20 protein-coding genes are annotated in these 20,961 nt (G+C 70.6%); 2 read left to right on the top strand and 18 right to left on the bottom strand.

What is annotated here, in order from left to right; translation table 11 throughout:
- Positions 1–151 precede the first annotated feature (151 nt).
- From WBG06_RS23130 to WBG06_RS23105, 6 genes are all read right to left on the bottom strand, one after another.
- On the bottom strand, positions 152–970 hold the full coding sequence (locus tag WBG06_RS23130; protein ID WP_336739659.1) for a YceI family protein: 819 nt from the start codon (positions 968–970) through the stop codon (positions 152–154).
- Between the two features lie 6 nt (positions 971–976).
- Positions 977–3,418, bottom strand: a complete 2,442-nt coding sequence (locus tag WBG06_RS23125) for an MFS transporter (RefSeq protein WP_336739658.1) — start codon at positions 3,416–3,418, stop codon at positions 977–979.
- 44 nt (positions 3,419–3,462) lie between these two features.
- Positions 3,463–3,918 (bottom strand): MarR family winged helix-turn-helix transcriptional regulator, encoded by a 456-nt coding sequence (locus tag WBG06_RS23120; protein WP_336739657.1) that lies wholly within the window; start codon positions 3,916–3,918, stop codon positions 3,463–3,465.
- A gap of 97 nt (positions 3,919–4,015) precedes the next feature.
- Positions 4,016–4,771: a class I SAM-dependent methyltransferase gene (locus tag WBG06_RS23115; RefSeq protein WP_336739655.1), complete on the bottom strand. Its 756-nt coding sequence runs from the start codon at positions 4,769–4,771 to the stop codon at positions 4,016–4,018.
- Between the two features lie 65 nt (positions 4,772–4,836).
- Positions 4,837–6,294 (bottom strand): NADP-dependent phosphogluconate dehydrogenase, encoded by a 1,458-nt coding sequence (gndA, locus tag WBG06_RS23110; RefSeq protein WP_336739653.1) that lies wholly within the window; start codon positions 6,292–6,294, stop codon positions 4,837–4,839.
- Between the two features lie 39 nt (positions 6,295–6,333).
- Positions 6,334–7,011, bottom strand: a complete 678-nt coding sequence (locus WBG06_RS23105; protein WP_336739651.1) for a TetR/AcrR family transcriptional regulator — start codon at positions 7,009–7,011, stop codon at positions 6,334–6,336.
- Positions 7,012–7,124: 113 nt separating this feature from the next.
- Here WBG06_RS23105 and WBG06_RS23100 point away from each other — a divergent pair, with 113 nt between their 5' ends.
- Positions 7,125–8,279 (top strand): acyl-CoA dehydrogenase family protein, encoded by a 1,155-nt coding sequence (locus WBG06_RS23100; protein WP_336739650.1) that lies wholly within the window; start codon positions 7,125–7,127, stop codon positions 8,277–8,279.
- Positions 8,280–8,289: 10 nt separating this feature from the next.
- Here the strand turns inward: WBG06_RS23100 and WBG06_RS23095 are convergent, their stop codons facing one another.
- The gene (locus WBG06_RS23095; RefSeq protein ID WP_336739649.1) at positions 8,290–9,327 is read right to left on the bottom strand and encodes an AurF N-oxygenase family protein; all 1,038 of its coding nucleotides are present in this window, start codon (positions 9,325–9,327) and stop codon (positions 8,290–8,292) included.
- 84 nt (positions 9,328–9,411) lie between these two features.
- A complete protein-coding gene (locus tag WBG06_RS23090; protein ID WP_336739647.1) occupies positions 9,412–10,077 on the bottom strand; it encodes a DUF2470 domain-containing protein in 666 nt (221 codons plus the stop codon).
- 174 nt (positions 10,078–10,251) lie between these two features.
- Between WBG06_RS23090 and WBG06_RS23085 the strand changes: the two genes are divergently transcribed.
- Entirely contained in the window at positions 10,252–11,319 is a 1,068-nt protein-coding gene (locus WBG06_RS23085) for a class I SAM-dependent methyltransferase (protein ID WP_336739643.1), read from the top strand.
- 83 nt (positions 11,320–11,402) lie between these two features.
- Here the strand turns inward: WBG06_RS23085 and WBG06_RS23080 are convergent, their stop codons facing one another.
- The 10 genes from WBG06_RS23080 to WBG06_RS23035 are packed head-to-tail and all read right to left on the bottom strand — an operon-like array spanning position 11,403 to position 20,959.
- Positions 11,403–11,831, bottom strand: a complete 429-nt coding sequence (locus WBG06_RS23080) for an Ohr family peroxiredoxin (RefSeq protein WP_336739642.1) — start codon at positions 11,829–11,831, stop codon at positions 11,403–11,405.
- Entirely contained in the window at positions 11,831–12,622 is a 792-nt protein-coding gene (locus WBG06_RS23075; protein WP_336739640.1) for an aspartate/glutamate racemase family protein, read from the bottom strand. The genes WBG06_RS23080 and WBG06_RS23075 overlap by 1 nt, the downstream gene beginning before the upstream one ends.
- Positions 12,619–13,650 carry an NAD(P)H-quinone oxidoreductase gene (locus tag WBG06_RS23070; RefSeq protein ID WP_336739639.1) on the bottom strand — a complete coding sequence of 344 codons (1,032 nt, stop codon included), beginning with the start codon at positions 13,648–13,650 and terminating at the stop codon, positions 12,619–12,621. The genes WBG06_RS23075 and WBG06_RS23070 overlap by 4 nt, the downstream gene beginning before the upstream one ends.
- Positions 13,647–14,651 carry an amidohydrolase family protein gene (locus WBG06_RS23065; RefSeq protein WP_336739637.1) on the bottom strand — a complete coding sequence of 335 codons (1,005 nt, stop codon included), beginning with the start codon at positions 14,649–14,651 and terminating at the stop codon, positions 13,647–13,649. Before WBG06_RS23065 ends, WBG06_RS23070 begins: the two co-directional genes overlap by 4 nt.
- A 5-nt stretch (positions 14,652–14,656) precedes the next feature.
- Positions 14,657–15,193, bottom strand: a complete 537-nt coding sequence (locus WBG06_RS23060) for a 3-hydroxyanthranilate 3,4-dioxygenase (protein WP_336739635.1) — start codon at positions 15,191–15,193, stop codon at positions 14,657–14,659.
- Positions 15,190–15,627 (bottom strand): RidA family protein, encoded by a 438-nt coding sequence (locus WBG06_RS23055; RefSeq protein WP_336739633.1) that lies wholly within the window; start codon positions 15,625–15,627, stop codon positions 15,190–15,192. The genes WBG06_RS23060 and WBG06_RS23055 overlap by 4 nt, the downstream gene beginning before the upstream one ends.
- A complete protein-coding gene (locus tag WBG06_RS23050) occupies positions 15,624–16,463 on the bottom strand; it encodes a 2-keto-4-pentenoate hydratase (RefSeq protein WP_336739631.1) in 840 nt (279 codons plus the stop codon). Before WBG06_RS23050 ends, WBG06_RS23055 begins: the two co-directional genes overlap by 4 nt.
- Positions 16,460–17,914, bottom strand: a complete 1,455-nt coding sequence (locus WBG06_RS23045) for a 2-hydroxymuconic semialdehyde dehydrogenase (protein ID WP_336739629.1) — start codon at positions 17,912–17,914, stop codon at positions 16,460–16,462. The genes WBG06_RS23050 and WBG06_RS23045 overlap by 4 nt, the downstream gene beginning before the upstream one ends.
- Entirely contained in the window at positions 17,907–19,811 is a 1,905-nt protein-coding gene (locus WBG06_RS23040) for an ATP-dependent acyl-CoA ligase (protein WP_336739627.1), read from the bottom strand. Before WBG06_RS23040 ends, WBG06_RS23045 begins: the two co-directional genes overlap by 8 nt.
- Positions 19,808–20,959, bottom strand: a complete 1,152-nt coding sequence (locus WBG06_RS23035) for a thiolase family protein (RefSeq protein WP_336739625.1) — start codon at positions 20,957–20,959, stop codon at positions 19,808–19,810. Before WBG06_RS23035 ends, WBG06_RS23040 begins: the two co-directional genes overlap by 4 nt.
- Positions 20,960–20,961 lie beyond the last annotated feature (2 nt).

Genomic DNA, 20,961 nt, shown 5'->3' with positions numbered 1-20,961 from the left:
CGTCTCAGCCCCGCGCCTGTGCACCCCGGGGCGCGGGGACCCCCCCGGCGGCCGGGGCCCCCCGGCCGGGGGCCGTGTGGCCCCGGTGTCCCCACCCCGCCCGACCTCACCGACGTCTCGGCCGACCTACCTGACGCCTCGGCTGCGGGGGTCAGGCGGGGAGCGTGTCGCCCTGGACGGCCTGGATGTCCAGCTCCACCTTGAGGGTGGTGCCGATCGTGGCGATCCCGGCGGCGACGGCCTGGTTGTAGCTCATCGCGAAGTCGTCGCGGCGCAGCTGAGCGGTTGCGCGGAAGGCGGCTCGGGTGCCACCCCACGCGTCGGGCCCGGTGCCGAGATAGGCGACGTCGAGATCGACGGAGCGGGTCTGCCCGTGCATCGAGAGCTCGCCGTGGACGGTCCAGCGGTCCGGTCCGGCCGGGGTGAGGCCGGTGGAGCGGTAGACGATCTCGGGGTACGCCTCGACGTCGAGGAAGTCGCCGCTGCGCAGGTGGTCGTCGCGCATCCGGTTGCCGGTGTCGATCGAGGCGGCCCGGATGACCGTCTCGACGCGCGACTTCTCCAGGTGGTCGGGAGCGATCTCGACGAGACCGGAGAACTCGGTGAACCGGCCGCGCACGCTGGAGATGCCGAGGTGCTGGGCGACCGCGCCGACGGTGGAGTGGGCGGGGTCGATGGTCCACGGGCCCGGGGCCGGCAGCGAGGTGTCGCCCTGCCGGGTCAGGGTCACGGTGCCGAGCGAGGCCGTTCCGGACGCGGTGACGATGGCGGTCGCCGCCACCGGGGTCCAGCCGATCGCGCTGACGATCGCGACGTACGGCCCGGGGGCGAGGACGGTGTCGTCGCTGACGGCACCGTCCTCGTCGGCCTCGGCGCGCAGCACCTGACCGCCGGCCGTGTCGGTGAGGGTGAGGACCGCGTGTGCCACGGCCCAACCGTCGCGGGTGCGGATCTGGGCGGTCAGTGCCATCGTGGATCAGTCCTCGGGGTGGGAGAGGACGATCTCGTGGCCGTCCACACCGTGGCCGGAGAGGCTCACGGCGCTCGCGACCGGCGGATAGCTGGTCGCCAGGACCGTGTAGTCGCCACCGTCGAGATCGGCGAAGGCGTACGCCCCGTCTGCACCCGTCGTCGCGGTCCCGGCCACGTTGCCGGCCGCGTCGACCAGCGTCACCCGGGCATCGGCCAGCGGCCCGAAGGCAGCCTTGACGACGCCGGTCAGGCGAGCGCCGGTGATCATCTCGACCTCGATCCGGGTGACCCCGGTGGCACCGATCTCGATGGGCACCGCGTGCGGTCGGTAGCCCTCGGCGTTGACCGCGACCGTGGCCGGCCCCGGGACCAGCTCGTCGACGAAGAACGTGCCGTCGGCGACGGTCGTCGCGGTGGAGAGCAGGTCGCCGCGTACGTCGGTCACGATCACCATCGCGCCGTGGATCGGCGCACCGTCCTCGCCGGCACGCACGATGCCCTTGAGGCCGGTGGTGCCGCTGAGCAAGAGGTCGTACGCCACGGGCTCCTCGCCCACGACCACGGTGGAGGCCTGCGGCTGGAAGCCGTCGGCGGAGGCGATCAGGACATAGGTTCCGGAGCCCGGGGCGTCGACTGCGTAGGAGCCGTCGGCGTGGGCGACCGAGCGGCCGAGCTGGCGTCCGGACAGCGAGATCAGCGTGACTGCGGCGTGGGGGACCGGGACGCTCCCGGAGCCGCGGACGAACCCGCGCAACGGGGTGCCGCCGGAGACGGGTGCGACCGCGTCCGGGTGCTGCTCGGGGACCCCGGCGATGGCCTCGGCGACCGCCGCGGCCGAGTCCTCCTCGGCTGCCTGGGCGAGCCCGCCCTTGGTCTTCAGCGGCACCTCCTTGATGAACACCACGAAGATCAGCGCCACGACGGCCACGCAGGCGGCGACGAAGAAGATGTCGGCGATGCCGTGCCCGTAGGCACTCTCCAGGACGGTACGCAGCGGCTCCGGGACCTTGTCCATGTCCGGGATCTCGCCGGAGGTGCCCTGGGCGAGCGCTGCGTACTTCGGACCGAGGTCGGCGAGGCCGTCCTGGACGTAGTCGGTGACCCGGTGGGCCATCAGGGCACCGAGCGCGGAGACGCCCATCGCGCCACCGAGGCTGCGGAAGAAGGTCACCATCGAGCTGGCCGCGCCGAGGTCGGCGGGCGCCACTTGGTTCTGCGTGGAGAGGACCAGGTTCTGCATCGTCATCCCGACACCCAGGCCGAGGACGGCCATGAAGACGGCGACGTGCCAGTACTCGGTGTCGTAGCGGATCGTGCTGAGCAGGCCCAGCCCGCCGACGATGAGGACGGCGCCGGCCACGAGCCAGGCCTTCCAGCGACCGGTGCGGGTGATGATCTGGCCGGAGATGGTCGAGGAGAGGAACAGTCCAGCGATCATCGGGATCGTCATCACGCCGGCCATCGTCGGCGACTTGTCGCGGGCGAGCTGGAAGTACTGGCTGAAGAAGATGGTGCCGGCGAACATCGCCACACCCACGAATAGCGAGGCGAGCGAGGAGAGCGTGATCGTGCGGTTGGCGAAGAGCCGCAGCGGGACGATCGGCTCCTTGGCCCGAGACTCGACGACGACGAAGATCAGCAGGAGCAGCACGGAGCCGCCGACCATGGCCGCGGTCTCCCACGAGGCCCAGTCGTACTTGTCCCCGGCGAAGGTGACCCAGATCAGCAGCAGCGAGACGCCGGCCGCCATGAAGAACGCGCCGGCCCAGTCGACCTTGACGTCGTCGCGCTTGACGACGGGGAGGTGCAGCGTCTTCTGCAGCACGATGAAGGCGATCACCGCGAACGGGATGCCGACGTAGAAGCACCAGCGCCAGCCGAGCGAGTCGGCGTCGGTGATGACTCCGCCGATGAGCGGGCCTCCGACGGTGGCGACCGCGAAGACGGCGCCGAGGTAGCCGGAGTAGCGGCCTCGCTCACGCGGCGAGATCATCGCCGCCATGATGATCTGGGCGAGCGCCGTCAGGCCGCCCATGCCGATGCCCTGGATGGCTCGCGCGGCGATGAGCTCGCCGGGGTTCTGGGCCAGGCCGGCGACGGCCGAGGCGGCTACGAAGAGCACCAGCGCGATCTGCATGAGCAGCTTCTTGCTGAACAGGTCGGCCATCTTGCCCCACAGCGGCGTGGTGGCCGTCATGGTGAGCAGGGAGGCCGTGACCACCCAGGTGTAGGCCGACTGCCCGCCGCCGATGTCGGCGATGATCTCCGGCAGGGCGTTGGAGACGATCGTGGAGGAGATCATCGCCACGAACATGCCGAGCAGAAGACCCGAGAGCGCCTCCATGATCTCGCGGTGAGACATCTGGCCGTGCAGGGTCTTGGACGACCCGTCGGACGAGCCTCCCGGTGGACCTGCGTGAGTCCGTTGGGCTGTCGTCGTTGCCATGGACTTCCCTTCTGAAGTGAGCACAGTGCTGCCGGGGCAGAGCCTCAGCTGCGTACGTGGATGAGCGTGTGCGCCGGGCAGGCGAGGCTGTCGTGCAGCTTGGCCATGAGCCGGATCAGCTCATGGACCTCGTCGTCGCTCCAGTCGCTGAGCCGCTCGGAGAGCAGCTCGGTGATGTCGTCGGAGAACCCGCCCAGCAGGTCCTGTCCGGAGGTGGTGAGACGCAGCAGGCGTGAACGCCCGTCCGCCGGGTTGGGCGAGCGCTCGAGCCAGCCCTGGTCGGCGAGGTAGGAGACGTGCCGGCTGGTCACCGAGATGTCGACGGCGAGCAGTTCGGTGAGCTCGCTGATCGTCATCTCGCCGTGCTGGCTGAGGAGGCCCAGCACCCCCGCGGAGCCGGCCGGTAGGTCCGGCGGGAGGTTGCGGGCGAGGCCCTTCTTGACGGCCCCGATCTCGCTGAGTCGATGCATCAGGTCGCGGTAGGTCGCCTGCTCCAGCATCATCGCCCCTCTGATTGGTTGACTTTTACAACCATAAGGAGGATAGGAGGACGATGCAAATTGCCGCGCCGGCCGACGCAGGCGCTGCGCGGCGTCGCTAGGCGACGGTGCCGCGGGCCGCCCAGGCTGTCGCCGTCACGGTGAACGGTCCCGCGCCGAAGCGGCGTCGGGCGACCTCTTCGAGCGCGGTGCGACCGTCGTCGTCGAGGGATTGCACGTAGTCACCGGCCGGCCCGACGCCGTAGGTGTAGGGGTCCCACCAGTCCTCGAACGTCGGGTGGGTGACGCGGACGACCAGGCCGCTGGGCTCCACCTTGCGGAGCCCGGCCTTCTTGAAGAGCTTCTCGAGATCACCCATCCGGGACCCGGCGAGAAGCGCCTCGTCCTCGGCCTCCGGGTCGATCTCGTGCACGCACGCCCAGAACGGAGCGACGGCACCGGTGTCCCCGTCCCAGACGCACGCGGCGACCGTGCCGCCCGGCCGGGTGACCCGGATCATCTCGTCGATCCCTGCCTCCGGGTCGGTCATGAAGTGCACGACCAGCTGGGCCAGCGTGGCGTCGAACCAACCGTCGTCGAAGGGGAGCGCCTCGGCGACGCCGGTGTGCACGTCGACCCGCGCCAGCTGTCGTGCGACCGACTCGATGAACGGTGGCGAGGGGTCGACGGCGGCCACCAGATGGGCCTCGGTCAGGGTCACCAGGACCCGGGTGAGCGTGCCGGGCCCGCAGCCGACGTCGAGGACCCGCTGGCCCATGCTGACCCGCGCGAAGTCGGCGAAGTGGGGTGCGAGGGGTTCGGCGTAGCGCCCCATGAAGCGGGCGTACCTCTCTGCGGTGACGTCGAAGCCCATGCTCCAAACTAGGACTGCCGCCAGCTACCCCGACAGCCCCAAGTTCGGTATCCCCGCCAGGGCCCCTAGTGCGTCGAAGGCGTCGTGGCGATCTCCGAGCGGTCGTCGGACCACAGCGTGTGGAAGGTGCCGTCCTTGTCGACGCGCTGGTAGGTGTGCGCGCCGAAGAAGTCGCGCTGGCCCTGGATGAGGGCAGCGGGCAGGCGGTCTGCGGCGAGCGAGTCGAAGTAGGCGAGCGCCGAGGAGAACCCGGGAGCCGGTACGCCGGAGGCGGCCGCGATGCCGACGACCCGCCGCCACGCGTCCTCGCCGGAGGCGACGGCGTCGGCGAAGTAGGGGTCGACGAGCAGCGTCTCCAGGTCGGGCGTGGTGGCGTAGGCGTCCACGATCCGGTTGAGGAAGCGCGCGCGGATGATGCAGCCGGCCCGCCAGATCTTGGCGAGCGCGCCCAGGTCGATGTCCCAGCCGTACTCCTTGGCGCCGGCCACGATGAGGTCGAACCCCTGCGCGTAGGCGACGACCTTGGAGGCGTAGAGGGCGGCGCGTACGTCCTCGACGAACGTGTCGGGGACCCGCGCCGGCTTCGGGCGGCTGGTCACCGAGGCCCGCACCGCGTCGCGCTGCGCCGGCTTGGAGGAGACCGCCCGGGCGAAGACGGCCTCGCCGATGCCGGAGACCGGGATGCCGAGACCGAGGGCGTTCTGCACCGTCCAGACGCCGGTGCCCTTCGAGCCGGCCTGGTCGAGGATGACGTCGACCAGCGGCGTCCCGGTCTCGGCGTCGGTCTGGGCGAGCACCTCGGCGGTGATCTCGATCAGGTAGGACTCCAGATCGCCGGTGTTCCAGTCCTTGAACACGTCGACGAGCTGCTCGACCGAGAGGCCGGCGACCCGCCGGAGGAGGTCGTAGGCCTCCGCGATGAGCTGCATGTCGGCGTACTCGATGCCGTTGTGGACCATCTTCACGAAGTGGCCGGCGCCATCGGTGCCGATGTGGGTCACGCACGGCTCGCCTTCGGCGACCGCGGCGATCGACTTCAGGATCGGACCCAGGGTCTCCCAGGCCTCGGCCGAGCCGCCAGGCATGATCGAGGGGCCGTTGAGCGCGCCCTCCTCGCCGCCGGAGATGCCGGCGCCGACGAAGTTCAGGCCCCGCTCGCGCAGCTCACGCTCGCGGCGGATGGTGTCGTTGAAGTTGGCGTTGCCGCCGTCGACGATGATGTCGCCCGGCTCGAACCGCTCGGCCAGCTGCTCGATCACCGCGTCGGTGCCCTTGCCGGCCTGCACCATGATGATCGCCGTGCGCGGCGTGGCCAGCGTCGCCACGAAGTCGTCGATCGTCTCGGCGGCGATGAAACCGGCCTCGGGATGCTGGGTGACGAGCTCCTCGGTGCGGGCGTAGGTGCGGTTGTAGACCGCCACCGTGTTGCCCTCGCGGGAGGCGAGGTTGCGGGCCAGGTTGGAGCCCATCACGGCCAGGCCCACCACGCCGATGTTCGCGGACCTGTTGTCGGTGTTCGGCATCGCTGCTCCTCGTTGCTGCGTCTGGTGAAGGTGCCCCCATCATGCCCGCGGCGTGAAGACCATGTCCTCGGGAATCTCCAGCCCGAGCTGAGCGAGCAGGTCGAAGAGCACGCCCGCGACCTGGCGGGTGAGCCGCGCCACCACCTCGTCACGGGTCTCGTCGTGGTGGTCGAGCCACCAGATGATGCTGGCGTCGACCATCCCCATCAGCCCGGCGAGGACGCCGTCGGGCGGCTCGCCGCTGAGCTCGGACTCGCTCAGGTAGCCGCGCATCGCCTCGACGAGCTCGTTGAGGAACCGGGTGCGTCCCATCCGAGCGCGGTGCAGCGCCTTGGTCTGCTGCTGGGCCGCGACGAAGCGGTAGAGGTTGGGGTGCTCGGCCGCCCAGTCGACGCACGCCCCGATGACGCCGCCGATCACCTCGCGGGGCGTTCCGGTGCGCGCCAGCTTGGGGCGTACGCGGCGCAGCAGCTCGTTGGCGGCGAATCTCGTCACCTCGGCGTCGAGCTGATCCTTGCCGGCGAAGTGCCGGTAGACGTTGGGTCGCGGCAGGCCGGCCCGCTCGGCGATCTGTGCCATCCCGACGGTGGGGCCGTCCTGCTCGATCGCCTCGACGGCGGCGAGCACCACGCGTGAACGCCGTGAGTCCTCCGCGAGCGCCTCTTTCGCCGAGCGGCGCCGCACTGTCGAGTCGACCCACTTCGCAACGTCCACCACGCGTTCACCGTAGCGCTGATACACCTTGTATCCAGTTCCGGTACGGTGATACAACCTGTATCCAGTACATCGTGTCCCACATACCGTGGGGTGCGCGACCGGAAGGAACGCCCGTGAACCGCCGCTCTCCCTGGATGGACCAGGACCTCGAGGACCTGCGCGACCTCGCCCGCACCTTCTGCGAGAAGGAGATCAAGCCCAACATCGAGTCCTTCATCGCCAACAAGCAGGTCGACCGCGATCTGTGGAACCGGGCCGGCGAGCTCGGCCTGCTCTGCCTCTCCGTGCCCGAGGAGTACGGCGGTGGCGGCGGCACGTTCGCCCACGAGGCCGTGCTCATCGAGGAGCAGGCCCGCATCGGAGACTCCTCGTGGGGCGCACCGCTGCACAGCGGGATCGTGGCGCACTACCTGGTGGCGTACGGCACCGAGGAGCAGAAGCAGGAGTGGCTGCCCAAGATGGCCAGCGGCGAGGTCGTCGCCGCCGTCGCGATGACCGAGCCGGGCACCGGCTCGGACCTGCAGTCGATCAAGACGAAGGCGATCCGCGACGGTGACGACTATGTCGTCAACGGCGCCAAGACGTTCATCACCAACGGCAACCAGGCCGACATGGTGCTCGTCGCCGTGAAGACCGACCCGGAGGAGAAGGGTGCCGGGATCTCCCTGGTGATCGTCCCCACCGACACCCCCGGCTTCCGGCGCGGGCGGGTGCTGAACAAGATCGGGATGAAGGGCCAGGACACCTGCGAGCTCTTCTTCGACGACGTACGCATCCCTGCGGCCAACCTGCTCGGCACCACGGAGGGCGAGGGCTTCGTCCAGCTCATGCTGCAGCTGCCCCAGGAGCGCCTGATCGTCGCGCTCGGCTGTGTGGCGGCGATGGAGTTCGCCTACGAGGAGACGATCTCCTACGTCCACACCCGCACCGCCTTCGGGCGTCCCGTCTTCGGCTTCCAGAACACCAAGTTCACGATGGCCGAGGTCGCCACCGAGGCCCGCGTGGCACGCTCCTTCATCGACGAGTGCATCGAGCTGCACATCAAGGGCGAGCTCGACATCCCGACGGTCGCGATGGCGAAGTACTGGTGCTCCGAGCGCGCCATGCAGGTCGTCGACAAGTGCGTGCAGATGCACGGCGGCTACGGCTACATGGAGGAGTACCCCATCGCCCGCGCCTTCACCGACCTGCGCGTCCAGCAGATCTACGCCGGCACGACCGAGATCATGAAGGAGATCATCAGCCGCTCGCTGCCGGTCCCCGGCTAGGGCTCAGGTCTCAGGCCGCGGCGCTGGGCGGCGCGGCGCGGAAACGCGCCGGCCGCCCATCGACGCCGAGCGCCCGCCAGGCCCAGCCGGTCAGCGGCGTGCGCAGTCCCAGGTTGTCGAAGAGCATCCGCACGTCGGCGAAGAGATGCCTGCGGAAGGCCGCGGCCTCGGCACCTTCGCCCCACACCTCGCGGACCACCGAGTCCGGCATGCCCATGAGCTCCCGGTCGGCGCGGGAGGGGATGATGATGGCGTCGGCGCCGAGCCGCATCGCCAGCGGCGTGAGGATGCCGAGAGCGATCCGGGAGACCGGGTTGAGCGAGGGGGCGTGCTCCTCGAGCCAGGCGTGGGCGAACCCGATGTGGCGGGCCTCCTCGGCGATGTGGATGGCCATGATCCGGTCCAGGAGCGGGTGGGTCCCGCCGGAGCGCATGACCTCCTTCTGCACGTGGTCGATCGGCTCCTCGCCGGCGAGAATGATGGCGAAGAAGAGTGCCGGGTAGAGCCCGCCGAGATGTCCCACGAGCGGGATGGCCCGCATCAGCCACTCCGGCGCTCCGGCGACGTCGGGGCACACCCGGTTGGTGAACTCCTGGAACATCTGGATGTGGTGGGTCTCTTCGGTGAGCTCGTGCATGAAGTAGCGGAACTCGGGGTCGCCGTTGTCGACGCCCATCAGGAACTGGGTGCCGCCCAGGAGCAGCAGCTGCTCGAACTGGGAGCCGGTCTTCACCATCGCGGTGAGGCGGTGGCGGCCGACCTCGATCTGCCGCGCCTTGGGCAGCGACTGATACCAGGGGTGGGCGCCGAGCAGGTCGAGCGGAGGCAGGATCCAGCGCTCGTCGTCCTCGTCGACGGCCATCTCCGGGGCGTCCCAGTCGACGTCCTTGAATGCGTTGAAGTATTTCTCGACGGAGGCCTCCGACAACGTACGCAGCGTCTCGTCGTACTCCCGGCGGGGGTGCGAGCGAGGAGCGATCACGCGGGCCGGAGTGCCGGCCACGGCGCCCACGTAGCCACCGATCGAGCGAAGTGTCTGCACAACCATCCGAGCCTCCTTGCGCGATGTTGATACATCATCAAGGTACATGGGATTTGTGTCCCGGAAAACGGTTCCGGTGGCGTGTCTCGCTCAGCAGATCTCGGCAGCCAATGCCTTGCGCACGCCGGCGACCAGATCGTCAGGGGTCCGCGCGGGTCGGTCGAAGGTGGTGCGTGCGCTGTGCGCCCCGCGCTCGTCGACCCACTGGAATTCGAATCCATCGGCGTCGAGGCCGGTGATCTGGGCGGCCAGGATGCTGTCGACCGGGAGGTAGGTGCGGGTCGCGACCGCCGCGCGAAGCTCGTCGGGGTGATGGTTGTTGAGGTGATCCTGGTTGCGGTGGAGCACGCCGTCGTTCAGGTCGAGACTGTGATCGGTGAAGGTGTCGAGCGGGATCGGTAGCGCAGCTCCGTCGGGGCGGACCAGCATGACGCCGGACACGTCCATGACGACCTCCTCCCACTCTGTCTCGCAACAGGTGCAGGCGTCGGTACGCAGCCACCTGAGCGTGCCGGTGAGCCGGATCGCCTCGCCGGCGCCGAGAGTGCCCTGCAGGACCAGGACGACATGGCTGCCGCGCCGGCCGGCGTACGCCATCCGCCGCTCGGGTGGGCACAGGAAGGTCGGCCGCCCGCCGTCGTCGGCGAAGCCCTGCATCTCGAGCTCCTCCATCGAGTAGGGGATCCCGTCGATGACCACGCTTCCGCCGCGAGGGCAGGACAGGATGCTGCGGGCGATGCTGGCGGTCGAGTCCATGACACCTCCATGTTTAGGTAAGGCTTACCTAAACATGAGTTGATCGGACGGGCAAGGCCGAGGCGGCATCCGCGCTTCAGATCGTGAACTATCCGGCCGCTGGCGGCGGAGCTAGCGTCGAGGTGATCCGGTCGACCGACCGGACATTCTCGGGCACACGAGAGGGGGAAATCAATGACCGTCACCGACATCGACACCGACAAGCTGATGGCATTCGTCTTCAGGGCCGTCGACGAGGTGGGTGCCACGCTCAACGCCGCTCTGGTCGTCATGGGCGACAAGCTGGGCTACTACCGCGACCTCGCCGCCCACGGACCGTCGACGGCCGAGGAGCTGGCGCGGCGTACCGGCACCGTCGAGCCCTATGCCCGCGAGTGGCTGCGGGCGCAGGCTGCCGGCGACTACCTGACCTACGACGCCGAGACCGACCGGTTCACGCTCCCCGCGGAGCAGGCGGTGGCGCTGACCGTGGAGGACAGCCCGGCGTTCCTGCCGGGGTTCTTCCAGATCGCCCTCGGCACCGTGCACGACACCGCGCACATCATCGAGGCCGCTCGGATGGGGACAGGCGTCGGCTGGGGAGACCACGACAGCGACGTACACAACGGCTGCGAGCGGTTCTTCCGCCCCGGCTACAACGCCAACCTCATCCCGGCGTGGCTGCCCGCGCTCGAGGGCGTGGTGCCGAAGCTGGAGGCGGGTGCGTCCGTCGCCGACGTCGGCTGCGGCCACGGGGCCTCGACGATCCTGATGGCCCAGGCCTACCCGCGCTCGACCTTCGTCGGGTACGACGCCCACGGCCCCTCCGTCGAGATGGCCCGCAGGCGCGCCGCCGACGCCGGCGTCGCCGACCGGGTGCGGTTCGAGACGGCCACGGCCCAGTCGTTCGGCGGCGAGGGCTACGACCTGGTCACGATGTTCGACTGCCTCCACGACATGGGCGACCCGGTGGGCGCCGCCCGTCAGGTCCGTGCCGCCCTCGCTGACGACGGCACCTGGATGATCGTCGAGCCGAGGGCGGGCGACCGCGTCGAGGACAACTTCAACCCGGTCGGGCGGGCCTACTACGGCTTCTCGACGCTGCTCTGCACACCGGGCTCCTACTCACAGGAGGGCGCCGCGGCACTGGGCACCCAGGCGGGACCCGCGCGGATCCGAGAGGTGACCACCGAGGGTGGCTTCAGCTCCTTCCGGACCGTCGCGGAGACGCCGTTCAACCTGGTCTACGAGGTGAGGGCCTGAGGTCCTCGGGGCTGCCCGGCCACAGGATGACAGGGCAGCCCCGTCCCGCCACATCGTCGGGGCGTCGATCAAGGTGCCCGTCGTCAGGGCTTCTGGGCCAGCGACAGCGTCACCGGGATGTTCCCGTTGACAGCCCTCGAGTAGGGGCACTTGCGATGTGCCGCCTCGAGCAGCGCCTCGCCGGTCTCCACCGGGACGTCGGGCATGAGGGCGACCAGCTCGACCGCCAGATCGAAACCGGCGCCGCCCCCACTGATCGTCACCTTCGCCTGCACCTGTGCGTCGCGGAGCTTGACGCGTCGCGCGCGGGCGACCGAGTTCAGGGCCGAGAGGAAGCACGCCGCGTAGCCGGCGGCGAACAGCTGCTCGGGGTTGCTGACCTCCCCGCCCGCGCCACCCAGGTCCTCGGGGATGCCGAGATCCAGGTCGACGAGGGCGTCGCTGGAGCGGACGTGTCCGTTGCGGCCGTCACCGGTGGCCACGGCGTCGGCGGTGTAGCTGAGTGTCGTCATCATCGATTCCCTTTCACGAGAGCGAGAAGCTCGTCTACTGCTTGCTGGGTTGCTCGCGCGAAGGTGCCTCCGCGAGAAACCGGGGTTCCGGCGGCGCGGGCGATCGCGACCGACGCCTCGGCCTGGCGCACCGCGAGGAGCGTCGGGTTCACCACCAGGGCACCCGGCACCTCGACGTGGTCCTCGGCGCTGAGGAGGGCGAACAGGCCTCCGGCCGACATCACCACGTCGACCTGGCTCTCCTGAACCATGGCGCTGGCCTGGGAGATGAAGGTGTCCTTGATCGACTGGTAGGCCCGCTCGTCGTCGTACGCGGCGACCGCCTGGTCCGGAGTCAGCCGGAACGCGCGGACGTCGACCACCCGAGACTCCAGGCCGTAGCGTGCGATCTGCTCGCGGTGCCACGGGAGATAGACCGGGTCGAGGGTCACCAGGCCGATGCGGCCACCGAGCATGCACGCCTGGAGCATGCTCGCCTCCCCGTGCCCGATGACGGGAATGTCCACCGCGGTCCGCGCCTCGTAGAGGCACGCATCCTGGAAGTGGCCGACGAGGACCGCGTCGAAGCCCTCCGCCGCCGCCTCGACGATGCCGTCGATCGACTGGACACCGCAGCGCAGCTCGCTGAGTCTGCCCAGCTGGGTGTCGGCCGGGCTGATTCCCCTGACCTCGTAGGTGACCCCCGGCGCCGCGATCTCGGTGAGATAGGCCTCCAGCCGCTTCAGGTAGGGCTGGTGCACCGCCGGGTCGGTGAAGCTCTGGTAGAGGATCCGGGTAGGAGAGGTGTTCATGTCTGCCTATCGGGTGTCGGGGACAGGTCCGGGTCCGCGAGGAGCAGGACCTTGCCGCGGTGGTGGGATCGCTCGAGCAGGAGATGCGCCTCGGCAGCCTGCTCGAACGGGAACGCTGCGTGCGTGGTGGGGACGACGGCGCCGCGTTCGTAGAGCGGCCAGGCGTTCCGGACGAGATCGTCGATGATCCGGTCCTTCTCGTGGTCGGGGCGCATCCGCAGACCGCTGCCGCTCACCGTCAGGTTGCCCAGGAGCAGGCGGGTGAGGTCGATCTGGGCCGACGAGCCGCTCTGGTGCCCGATGATCACCAGACGTCCGCCTCGCCCGAGCACCTGCAGGTTCCGCTCCAGGTAGTCCGCACCGACGATGTCGAGGACGGTCGCCGGGCGGATATCTCGGTCGAGCAGCTCATCGGCGAAGTCCTGGCGGCGATGGTCGATCACCAGCTCCGCGCCCAGCTTCTCGACGAACAGGCCCTTCTCGGGGGAGCCGACCGTGGTCGCCACCCGCACGCCGTGCGCGACGGCGAGCTGGACGGCGAGCGAGCCGATGCCGCTGGCACCGCCGTGCACGAGCATCCAGGAGCCGGGCTCGGGCGGGCCCGGCAGGTAGAGGTTGGACCACACGGTCGCGGCCGCCTCCATCAGGCCGCCGGCGTCCCGGAGGGAGACCCCGGCCGGCACCGGCGCGAGGTGGGCAGCCCGCACGGCGACGTACTCGGCGTACCCGCCGCCCGGGAGCAGCGCACACACCTCACGGCCGACCAGGTCGTCCGAGACACCGGTGCCGGTGGCGACCACCACGCCGGAGACCTCCAGGCCGAGGATCGGGTCAGCCGCCGCCGCGGGGTACGTCCCGGCCCGCTGCATCAGATCGGCGCGGTTGACCCCGGCGGCGGCGACGCGGACCAGCGCCTCGCCGTCTCCTGGCTGCGGGACGGCGCGCCGGGTCACAGAGAGCACCGCCGGCCCGCCCGGCCGGCTCGCGACCACGGCCCGCATCTGCGTCGGTAGTGGCTTCTCGGTCACGACGCCGTGGCCATCCGGTCGGCGCCCAGCCAGGTGGTCGCGTTCCCGCGCAGCAGGAGCTCGCGGTCGCCGTCGCTGAGGAAGCTCGCCCTCCGCACGACCGCGCCGACCGGACGTTCCCCCAGCGGGTAGGGGTAGTCGCTACCCACCATCACCTGGCTGGCGCCCAGGGTGTCGACCAGCAGACGCAGCGGCGCCTCCTCGAAGACCACCGTGTCGACGGAGAACCGGTCGCGGTAGTGCGAGGGCGGGTGCTCGGAGGTGCCGATGACGTCGTGCCGCTGGCGCCAGGCGTTGTCCATCCGGCCCAGCCAGTAGGGGAAGGACCCGCCGCCGTGCGCGAAGCAGATCCGCAGGTCGCTCGACACCCGGTCGAAGACCCCGCCCAGCACCATCGCCAGGATCGAGAGGTGCGTCTCCGCGGGCATCCCGGTCAGCCACTGCGCCATCCACCGGTCGAGGCGTGGTGAGCTGGGCAGGTCCCAGGGGTGCACGAAGACGGGCACGCCGAGGCTCGCGCAGTGCTGGAGGAAGGTCACGACGCCGGCGTCGTCGAGGTCACGGTCGCCGACGTGGTTGCCGATCTCCACACCGACGTGGCCGTTCGCCAGGGAGCGCTCCAGCTCGGCGCAGGCGAGGTCGGTGTCCTGCAGCGGCACCTGGCAGAACGGGAGCAATCGCGACGACTCGGCGGTGGTCTCGAGCGCGAGATCGTTGAAGATGCGGGCGATCGCGGCCGCGTCGGACGGTGCGGCGTCGTAGCTGAAGAACACCGGTGTCGGTGAGACGACCTGCATCTCCACGTCGTCGGCGTCCATGGCGGCGAGACGGACGTCGGCCGCCCAGGCCGAGGAGCTGATCCGCCGGAACTCGCGCGAGCCGATCATCATGACCGCCTCGCGCTCGCTGGTGACGTCGAGCCACAGCCGAGGCTCCGGTCCGGGAAGCTGCGGCCATCCGTGGGGTACGGAGTGCGTGTGTACGTCGATGGCCGAGGTCACGCGCCTCAGCCCTTTCCGGGGTGGAGGGCCTGGCACCGGCCGCATGTGCGGGCGGCCTCGTCCTCGTAGAACGCGGTGAACACAGGGGGAAGGTCGGCGACGATGTCGCGCACCTGGAGCTCGACCTCGTGCACGAGCGCCGAGCACTCGAGGCAGTACCACTGGAACTTCTCCAGCGTTCCCTCCTCACGGATCCGCTCGATGACCACGCCGATCGACCCGGCCTCGGGACGCTGGGGAGAGTGCGGGAGGTTGCCGGGCAGCAGCCAGGTCTCGCCCTCCTTGATCTCGACGGTGACCTTGCCCTCCTCGGTCATGACGTCGACGTGCATGGAGCCCTTGATCTGGTGGAACCACTCCTCGTAGGGGTCGACGTGGAAGTCGGTCCGCTGGTTCGGTCCGCCGACGACCTGGACGATGAAGTCGTCGCCGGTGAAGATCGCCTTGTTGTTGACCGGCGGCTTCAGGTCTTGCTCGTTGTCGCTGATCCACGTCATGAAGTCGAGGACCGGGGGGACGCTGGTGGTGGTCGGCTGGGTCATTTCGTTTCCTCCTGAGGGGTGGTGGCGGGAAGGTGTGCCACGGCCTGGATCTCGATGAGCAGGTGCGGGTGGGGCAGCTGATGGACGGCGACAGTGGTCCGGGTCGGCCCGGACTCGTCGAAGTAGGAGCCGTAGACGTCGTTGTAGCCGCCGAAGTCGTTCATGTTGACCAGGTAGGACGTCACCTGGACCAGGTCGTCGAGATCGCCGCCGGCGGCTCGCAGGATGTCGCGGATGTTCTCGATCACCGCGGCGGTCTGGGCGCGGATGTCGAGCCGGGTGGTCCCGAGCTCGTCGACCTCGACACCGACGAAGGTGTTGTCGGGCCGGCGGCTGCTGGTGCCGGAGACGAAGAGCAGGTCGCCGGCCCGGCGGGCGTGCGGGAAGCGTCCGCGGGGCCGCGCCTTGGTCTCGACCAGGAACGCGTCGCTCATCGGCCACCGTCCTCGCCGAGCGGACGGGCGCGGTCCGGGACGCCGACGGCGCGGACCGTGCCGAGCCCGGCGACCTCCGCGCTGACCGGTCCGGGCGGAAGGGCTACGGCCTCGGTCGCGGCGCCGGCGAGGACGACGGAGCCGGCGGGCAGCCGCAGGCCCAGGCGGCCCCCGAGGGCGACCAGGCGTGGCAGCGTACGCAGGGGGTGGCCGAGGATGGCCGCGGTCGTGCCTTCGGCGATGACCTCGTCCCCGGAGCGCAGGGTGACCGGGACGTCGTCCAGGTCCACCTCGTCGGGGGAGTGCCACGGCCCCAGGACGAACATCGCGGCTGAGGTGTTGTCGGCGACCACGCGCGGCAGGTCGAACCTGAACCCGTCGTAGCGGGAGTCGATGATCTCGAGCCCTGCGGCCACGCCGGTGATCGCCGCCGCCAGGTCGACGTCCGGATCGGCGAGGTCGATGTCGGTGCCGATCAGGAACGCCACCTCGGGCTCGACCCGCGGGTGGATGAGGCTCGCCAGGTCGATCGTGCCCCCGTCCGGGACCTGCATCCCGTCGGTCAGCTGGCCGACGATGACCTCGTCGACCCCCATCTGGCGCATCTTGGCCTCGCTGGTGAACCCGAGCTTGAGCCCGACCCCGTGCTCGCCGCGCTCGTGGCGGCGAGCGATCAGCGCCGACTGGCTCGCGTACGCCTCGTCGAGGCCGAGCTGCGGCCACGGCGTCTCCGTGCCCACCGGGATGGCGTTCTGCTGGGCGGTGTCGAGGAGCCGGGCGACCTGGGAGACCACGTCGACGGGCGTCGTCCCGTCACGTCCTGCTGCCGCGTTCACAGTGCCACGCACACGTTCGTCGTCTCGGTGTAGAAGTCGAGCGAGTGACGCCCGCCTTCACGACCGATGCCGGACAGGCCGATCCCACCGAAGGGCGACCGCAGCTCGCGCAGGAACCAGGTGTTGACCCACGAGATCCCGGTCTGCATCCGGCCCGCCACCCGGTGCGCGCGGCTGAGGTCGGTCGTCCAGACCGCCGCCGCGAGCCCGTAGTCGGTGTCGTTCGCCAGATCGATCGCCTCGTCCTCGGTGTCGAACGGCATCAGCGCCGCGACAGGCCCGAAGATCTCTTCACGGACCGGTCGGTCGTTGTTGGTGAGACCCGTCCACAGGGTCGGCTCGACCCAGAACCCGCCGTTGAGGGCGCCTCCCGGTTCGGCGGCCCGTCCACCGGTCAGGGTCTTGGCGCCGGCCTGCTCGGCGAGGTCGACGTAGTCGAGGATCTTCTGCTGATGGGCTCGGGAGATGACCGGACCGGTGGTCGTCGCGGGGTCCGACGGGGCCCCGAGGCGGAGAGCCTCGGCAGCCGCGACGAGCCGCTCGGTGACCTCGTCGAAGACCGAGCGCTCGATGTAGACGCGCTCGGTGCACAGGCAGACCTGGCCGGTGTTGGCGAACACCGAACGGGTCAGGCCCGCGATGGTGGCGTCCAGGTCGGCGTCGGCGAAGACGAGCGCGGCGTTCTTGCCGCCCAGCTCGAAGGAGACCGGTCGGATGCGGGGTGCGACGGCCTTCATGATGCCGGCGCCGGTCGTGGTCGAGCCGGTGAAGGTGACGCCGTCGATACCCGGGTGGCTGGTGAGGTGCTCGCCGGCCGATCCAGTCCCGAAGCCGTGCACGACGTTGTAGACCCCGTCCGGTACGCCGGCGGCCGTGAGCACCTCGGCGAGCACGGTCGCCGAGCCGGGCGTCTCCTCGGACGGTTTCACCACGAGCGTGTTGCCGCAGGCCAGGGCCGGCGCCAGCTTCCACGTCAGCAGCAGCAGCGGGAGGTTCCAGGGAACGATGGCGGCCACCACCCCCAGCGGCTTGCGGACGGCGTAGTTCAGCGCCTGCCGGCCCTCACCCAGGTCCTGGAGGTAGGACTCCACGCCTTCGGCGCCCATGACGTCGGCGAAGGCCCGGAAGTTGGCGGCGGCGCGGGCGATGTCGAGGGCCCGTGCGCCGGCCTCCGGCTTGCCGGTGTCGGCGACCTCGGCCGCCAGCAGGTCGTCGGCTCGGCGGTCGATCTCGTCGGCGACGCGTCGGAGCAGGGTGCAGCGCTCCTGCACCGACGTACGCCCCCAGGGGCCGTCCAGGGCCTCCCGGGCCGCCCGGACGGCCTGGTCGACGAGGCCCGCATCGGCCTCGTGCACCCAGGCGACCTGCTGTCCGGTGGCCGGGTCGATGTCGGCGAACGCCTCGGCGCCGTCGGTGAACCGACCGCCGATGAAGTTCCTGTACTCACGCATGCGCTGTTCCTTCCGTTGGTGCCGAGACGGGAGCCGTCGGGCGGGGGCGGGGCGGTTGCCGATCCCACGCGCCGTCGGTCCCACGGCTGCGAAGCTCTGGTTTGCGGACCTTGCCGTTCTCGGTCAGCGGGAGAGCGTCGAGCCGGAGCATGAATCTGGGGATGGCGTACGCGGCGAGGCGTGGCCCGCAGAACTCGACGAGCTCCTCGAAGTCCAGGTTCTGCGCGTCCGTGGCGACGAGCGCCGCCATGACCTCGTCCTCGCCGAGCTCGGAGTCGACGGCGTAGACGGCGACGTCGGCGACGGCCGGATGGGCCCGGAGCACGTCCTCGACCTCCACCGACGAGATGTTCTCGCCGCGGCGACGGATCACGTCCTTGATCCGGTCCACGAAGCGCATCGACCCGTCCGCCTCCACGGCGACGCGGTCCCCGGTGTGGAACCACAGGTCCTGCCACGCCGCGGTCGTCGCCTCCGCCATGCCGAAGTAGCCGGAGGCGAAGGCGAACGGCTGGTCGCTGCGCAGCAGCAGCTCGCCGGGGGTCCCGGGCGGTACGTCGGCGCCGTCGGCGTCTACCACCCGCATGCGGAATCCCGGCTGCAACCTCCCCATGTAGCCCGGACGCTCCTCCCCGGGCCGGGTGGCGATGACCGCGTTGGTCTCGGTCGCCCCGTAGCCGTCGAGCAGCGTGACGCCGAACCGCTCGCGGAACGGAGCCAGCAGACGGCCGGGCGTCGCCGGCGACAGGGCCTTGCGCACCCGATGGGCCCGGTCGAGCTCCGAGGGCGGCCGGCTGTCGAGGATGCCGACCATCGCCCCGAGCAGGTAGGTGACGGTGGCGCCGCTGTCGACCATCTGCGACCAGAACCGGGAGGCCGAGAAGCGGCCCCCGAGGACGTACGTCGCCCCGCTGACCAGCGCCTGGCTGAACGCGTTGAGGGCGTTCGTGTGGAACAGCGGGAGACACGTGTGGAGCACGTCGTCGGACCGGATCCCGATCTGCTCACTGACGTTGCAGCCCCACCACCAGAACTGTGCGTGGGGGCACACGACACCCTTGGAGACGCCTGTCGTCCCGGAGGTGTAGAGGATCGCGGCCGGGTCCCCGGGCGCGACCGCTGCGGCCGGCACCGGAACGCCCATCTCGGCGGTCTCCTCGCCGAGGATCCACCTCGCCTGCAGATCGGGGAGGTCTGGGAGGGCGTCCAGGTGGGGCTCGATGTCGGCCTCGACGACCAGCAGACGCGCGCCGGAGTTGGCCAGGATGTGGTGCAGCTGGCTTCCGCGAGCAGCGGTGTTGATCGGGACCGCGACCGCGCCCAGCCAGGCGGCACCGAGCACCAGGTCGAGCAGCTCCACCCGGTTGGACGCGAGGAAGGCGACCCGCTCGCCGGGCGTGACGCCGCGCTCGGCGAGCGCACCCGCGCCACGGGCCACCGCCTCGACCATCTCGGCCGCGCTGCGGCGTACGTCACCACACACGAGCAGCGGTGCCTCGGGGGTCAGCGACGCCCGCGCCAGCAGCATCCCGGGGACGGTGCACTCGCTCAGCGGGGTCTCTCGCGGCAGCCGGGCCGGATCGTGGGCCGGATCGTCGGCCGCGGCGGCGGGGTCCGGGACGTACGCCGCGGGACCGGGGGTGAGGAGCGAGGAGGTGAGCGGCAGCTCCCGCTCGAGGTCGTCGGCCTCGCCGAGCAGGCGGGCGACGACGTGCAGGTCGGGTCCGCACTCGACGGTGAGCAGCGTCGTCCCGTCGCTCGTACGCGTGGACGCCGTGACGCGGCCGCGCTCGATCGGTGCGTCGGTGAACTCGGCGCACCCGCAGGTCGGGCACAGGATCCGGCGGGGGAAGCACTTCCTGCCGCACGCGCGGCAGCGCTGGGCCTGGATACTCATGCCGCCTCCAGCACGGCCACGTTCCCGCAGGACCCGTGCCGGTAGAGCACCATGCCGTAGCCTGTCACGACCCCGATCCGGGCCTCGACCTGCCGGCCGGGGGCTCGTCCGCGCAGCTGCTGCACGACCTCCACCATCCCGTGCATGCCGCCTCCGGCGCCGGCCTGACCGGCGGAGAGCTGACCGCCTGAGGTGTTGACCGGAAGGCGCCGGGTGGCGATCTGCTCTGCGACGACCGCCTGGATCGCCTCGGGCTCGGTCACCCCGAGGTCGACGAGCTGGGAGAGCACCATCGCGGGGTAGTCGTCGTACACGCTGATCACCTCCGCATCCGTCGGCGCGACGCCCGCGCGCTCCCAGGCAGCAGGGGCACAGGCGGCGACGGCGGTCCGGATCCCGTCGCCGACCTGGTCGTCGCCGTTGTAGGCGGCGGTGACCGCGAGCACACGTGCGTGCCTCCCCGTGGCCCGGTCCGCCGAGGTGACCACGATGGCGTCGGCGCCGGTGACGGGCGGGACGCAGTCGTAACGGCCCAGCGGGGTCGCGACCTGCGGTGCGTCGAGATAGTCGTCCAGCGTCATGGGCGCCCGGTAGACCGCACCCGGGTTGAGCCCGGCCCAGGTGCGCTGGGCCACCACGAGGTTGCCGTAGTCCTTGCGGTCCAGCTGCCACGCGGACATCTGCCGCTGCGTCAGCATGGCGAAGAGCGCGTTCGGCCCGGTCATCGGAAGACCTGCCAGGTGGTCGACGGTCGCCTGGTTGTACGCCTTGACCAGCCGTTCGTGCGCCGCGTTGTCCATGGCGTCACCGGCGACGAGGACGATCACCGAGGCGTCGCCGGCCTCGACGGCGCGCACGGCGTGCTGGAGCATGGCGCCGGCGCTGGCACCGCCGTTGGTGTCCTGCATGAGCCAGCGCAGGTGGAGCCCCAGGCGCCACGCGAGGTCGACCGCGTGGTCGGGGCCGAGCGTGAAGCTGGCGACTCCCAGTCCGTCGACGTCGCCGGGTTCGAAGCCGGCATCGCGCAGGGCACGGGTGACGGCGTCCCCCAGCACACCGGCGGTGGTGGTGCCGGCGGCAGGATGGCGGGTGTAGGGCGACTCCCCGGCGCCGGTGATGGCGACGTGATCGCGGGTGTGGTCAGGCATTG

The organism is Nocardioides sp. CCNWLW239 (assembly GCF_037137035.1).
Classification (GTDB): Bacteria; Actinomycetota; Actinomycetes; order Propionibacteriales; family Nocardioidaceae; genus Nocardioides.
This window is presented reverse-complemented; position numbering and strand designations above follow the sequence as displayed.

Coding starts and splice junctions, on each gene's coding strand:
- WBG06_RS23060 (WP_336739635.1), bottom strand. CDS start 15,193: ATGACCCAGCCGACCACCACCAGCGTCCCCCCGGTCCTCGACTTCATG.
- WBG06_RS23035 (WP_336739625.1), bottom strand. CDS start 20,959: ATGCCTGACCACACCCGCGATCACGTCGCCATCACCGGCGCCGGGGAG.
- WBG06_RS23115 (WP_336739655.1), bottom strand. CDS start 4,771: ATGGGCTTCGACGTCACCGCAGAGAGGTACGCCCGCTTCATGGGGCGC.
- WBG06_RS23045 (WP_336739629.1), bottom strand. CDS start 17,914: ATGCGTGAGTACAGGAACTTCATCGGCGGTCGGTTCACCGACGGCGCC.
- WBG06_RS23040 (WP_336739627.1), bottom strand. CDS start 19,811: ATGAGTATCCAGGCCCAGCGCTGCCGCGCGTGCGGCAGGAAGTGCTTC.
- WBG06_RS23125 (WP_336739658.1), bottom strand. CDS start 3,418: ATGGCAACGACGACAGCCCAACGGACTCACGCAGGTCCACCGGGAGGC.
- WBG06_RS23075 (WP_336739640.1), bottom strand. CDS start 12,622: ATGAACACCTCTCCTACCCGGATCCTCTACCAGAGCTTCACCGACCCG.
- WBG06_RS23090 (WP_336739647.1), bottom strand. CDS start 10,077: ATGGACTCGACCGCCAGCATCGCCCGCAGCATCCTGTCCTGCCCTCGC.
- WBG06_RS23080 (WP_336739642.1), bottom strand. CDS start 11,831: ATGACGACACTCAGCTACACCGCCGACGCCGTGGCCACCGGTGACGGC.
- gndA (WP_336739653.1), bottom strand. CDS start 6,294: ATGCCGAACACCGACAACAGGTCCGCGAACATCGGCGTGGTGGGCCTG.
- WBG06_RS23120 (WP_336739657.1), bottom strand. CDS start 3,918: ATGCTGGAGCAGGCGACCTACCGCGACCTGATGCATCGACTCAGCGAG.
- WBG06_RS23130 (WP_336739659.1), bottom strand. CDS start 970: ATGGCACTGACCGCCCAGATCCGCACCCGCGACGGTTGGGCCGTGGCA.
- WBG06_RS23055 (WP_336739633.1), bottom strand. CDS start 15,627: ATGAGCGACGCGTTCCTGGTCGAGACCAAGGCGCGGCCCCGCGGACGC.
- WBG06_RS23095 (WP_336739649.1), bottom strand. CDS start 9,327: ATGGTTGTGCAGACACTTCGCTCGATCGGTGGCTACGTGGGCGCCGTG.
- WBG06_RS23085 (WP_336739643.1), top strand. CDS start 10,252: ATGACCGTCACCGACATCGACACCGACAAGCTGATGGCATTCGTCTTC.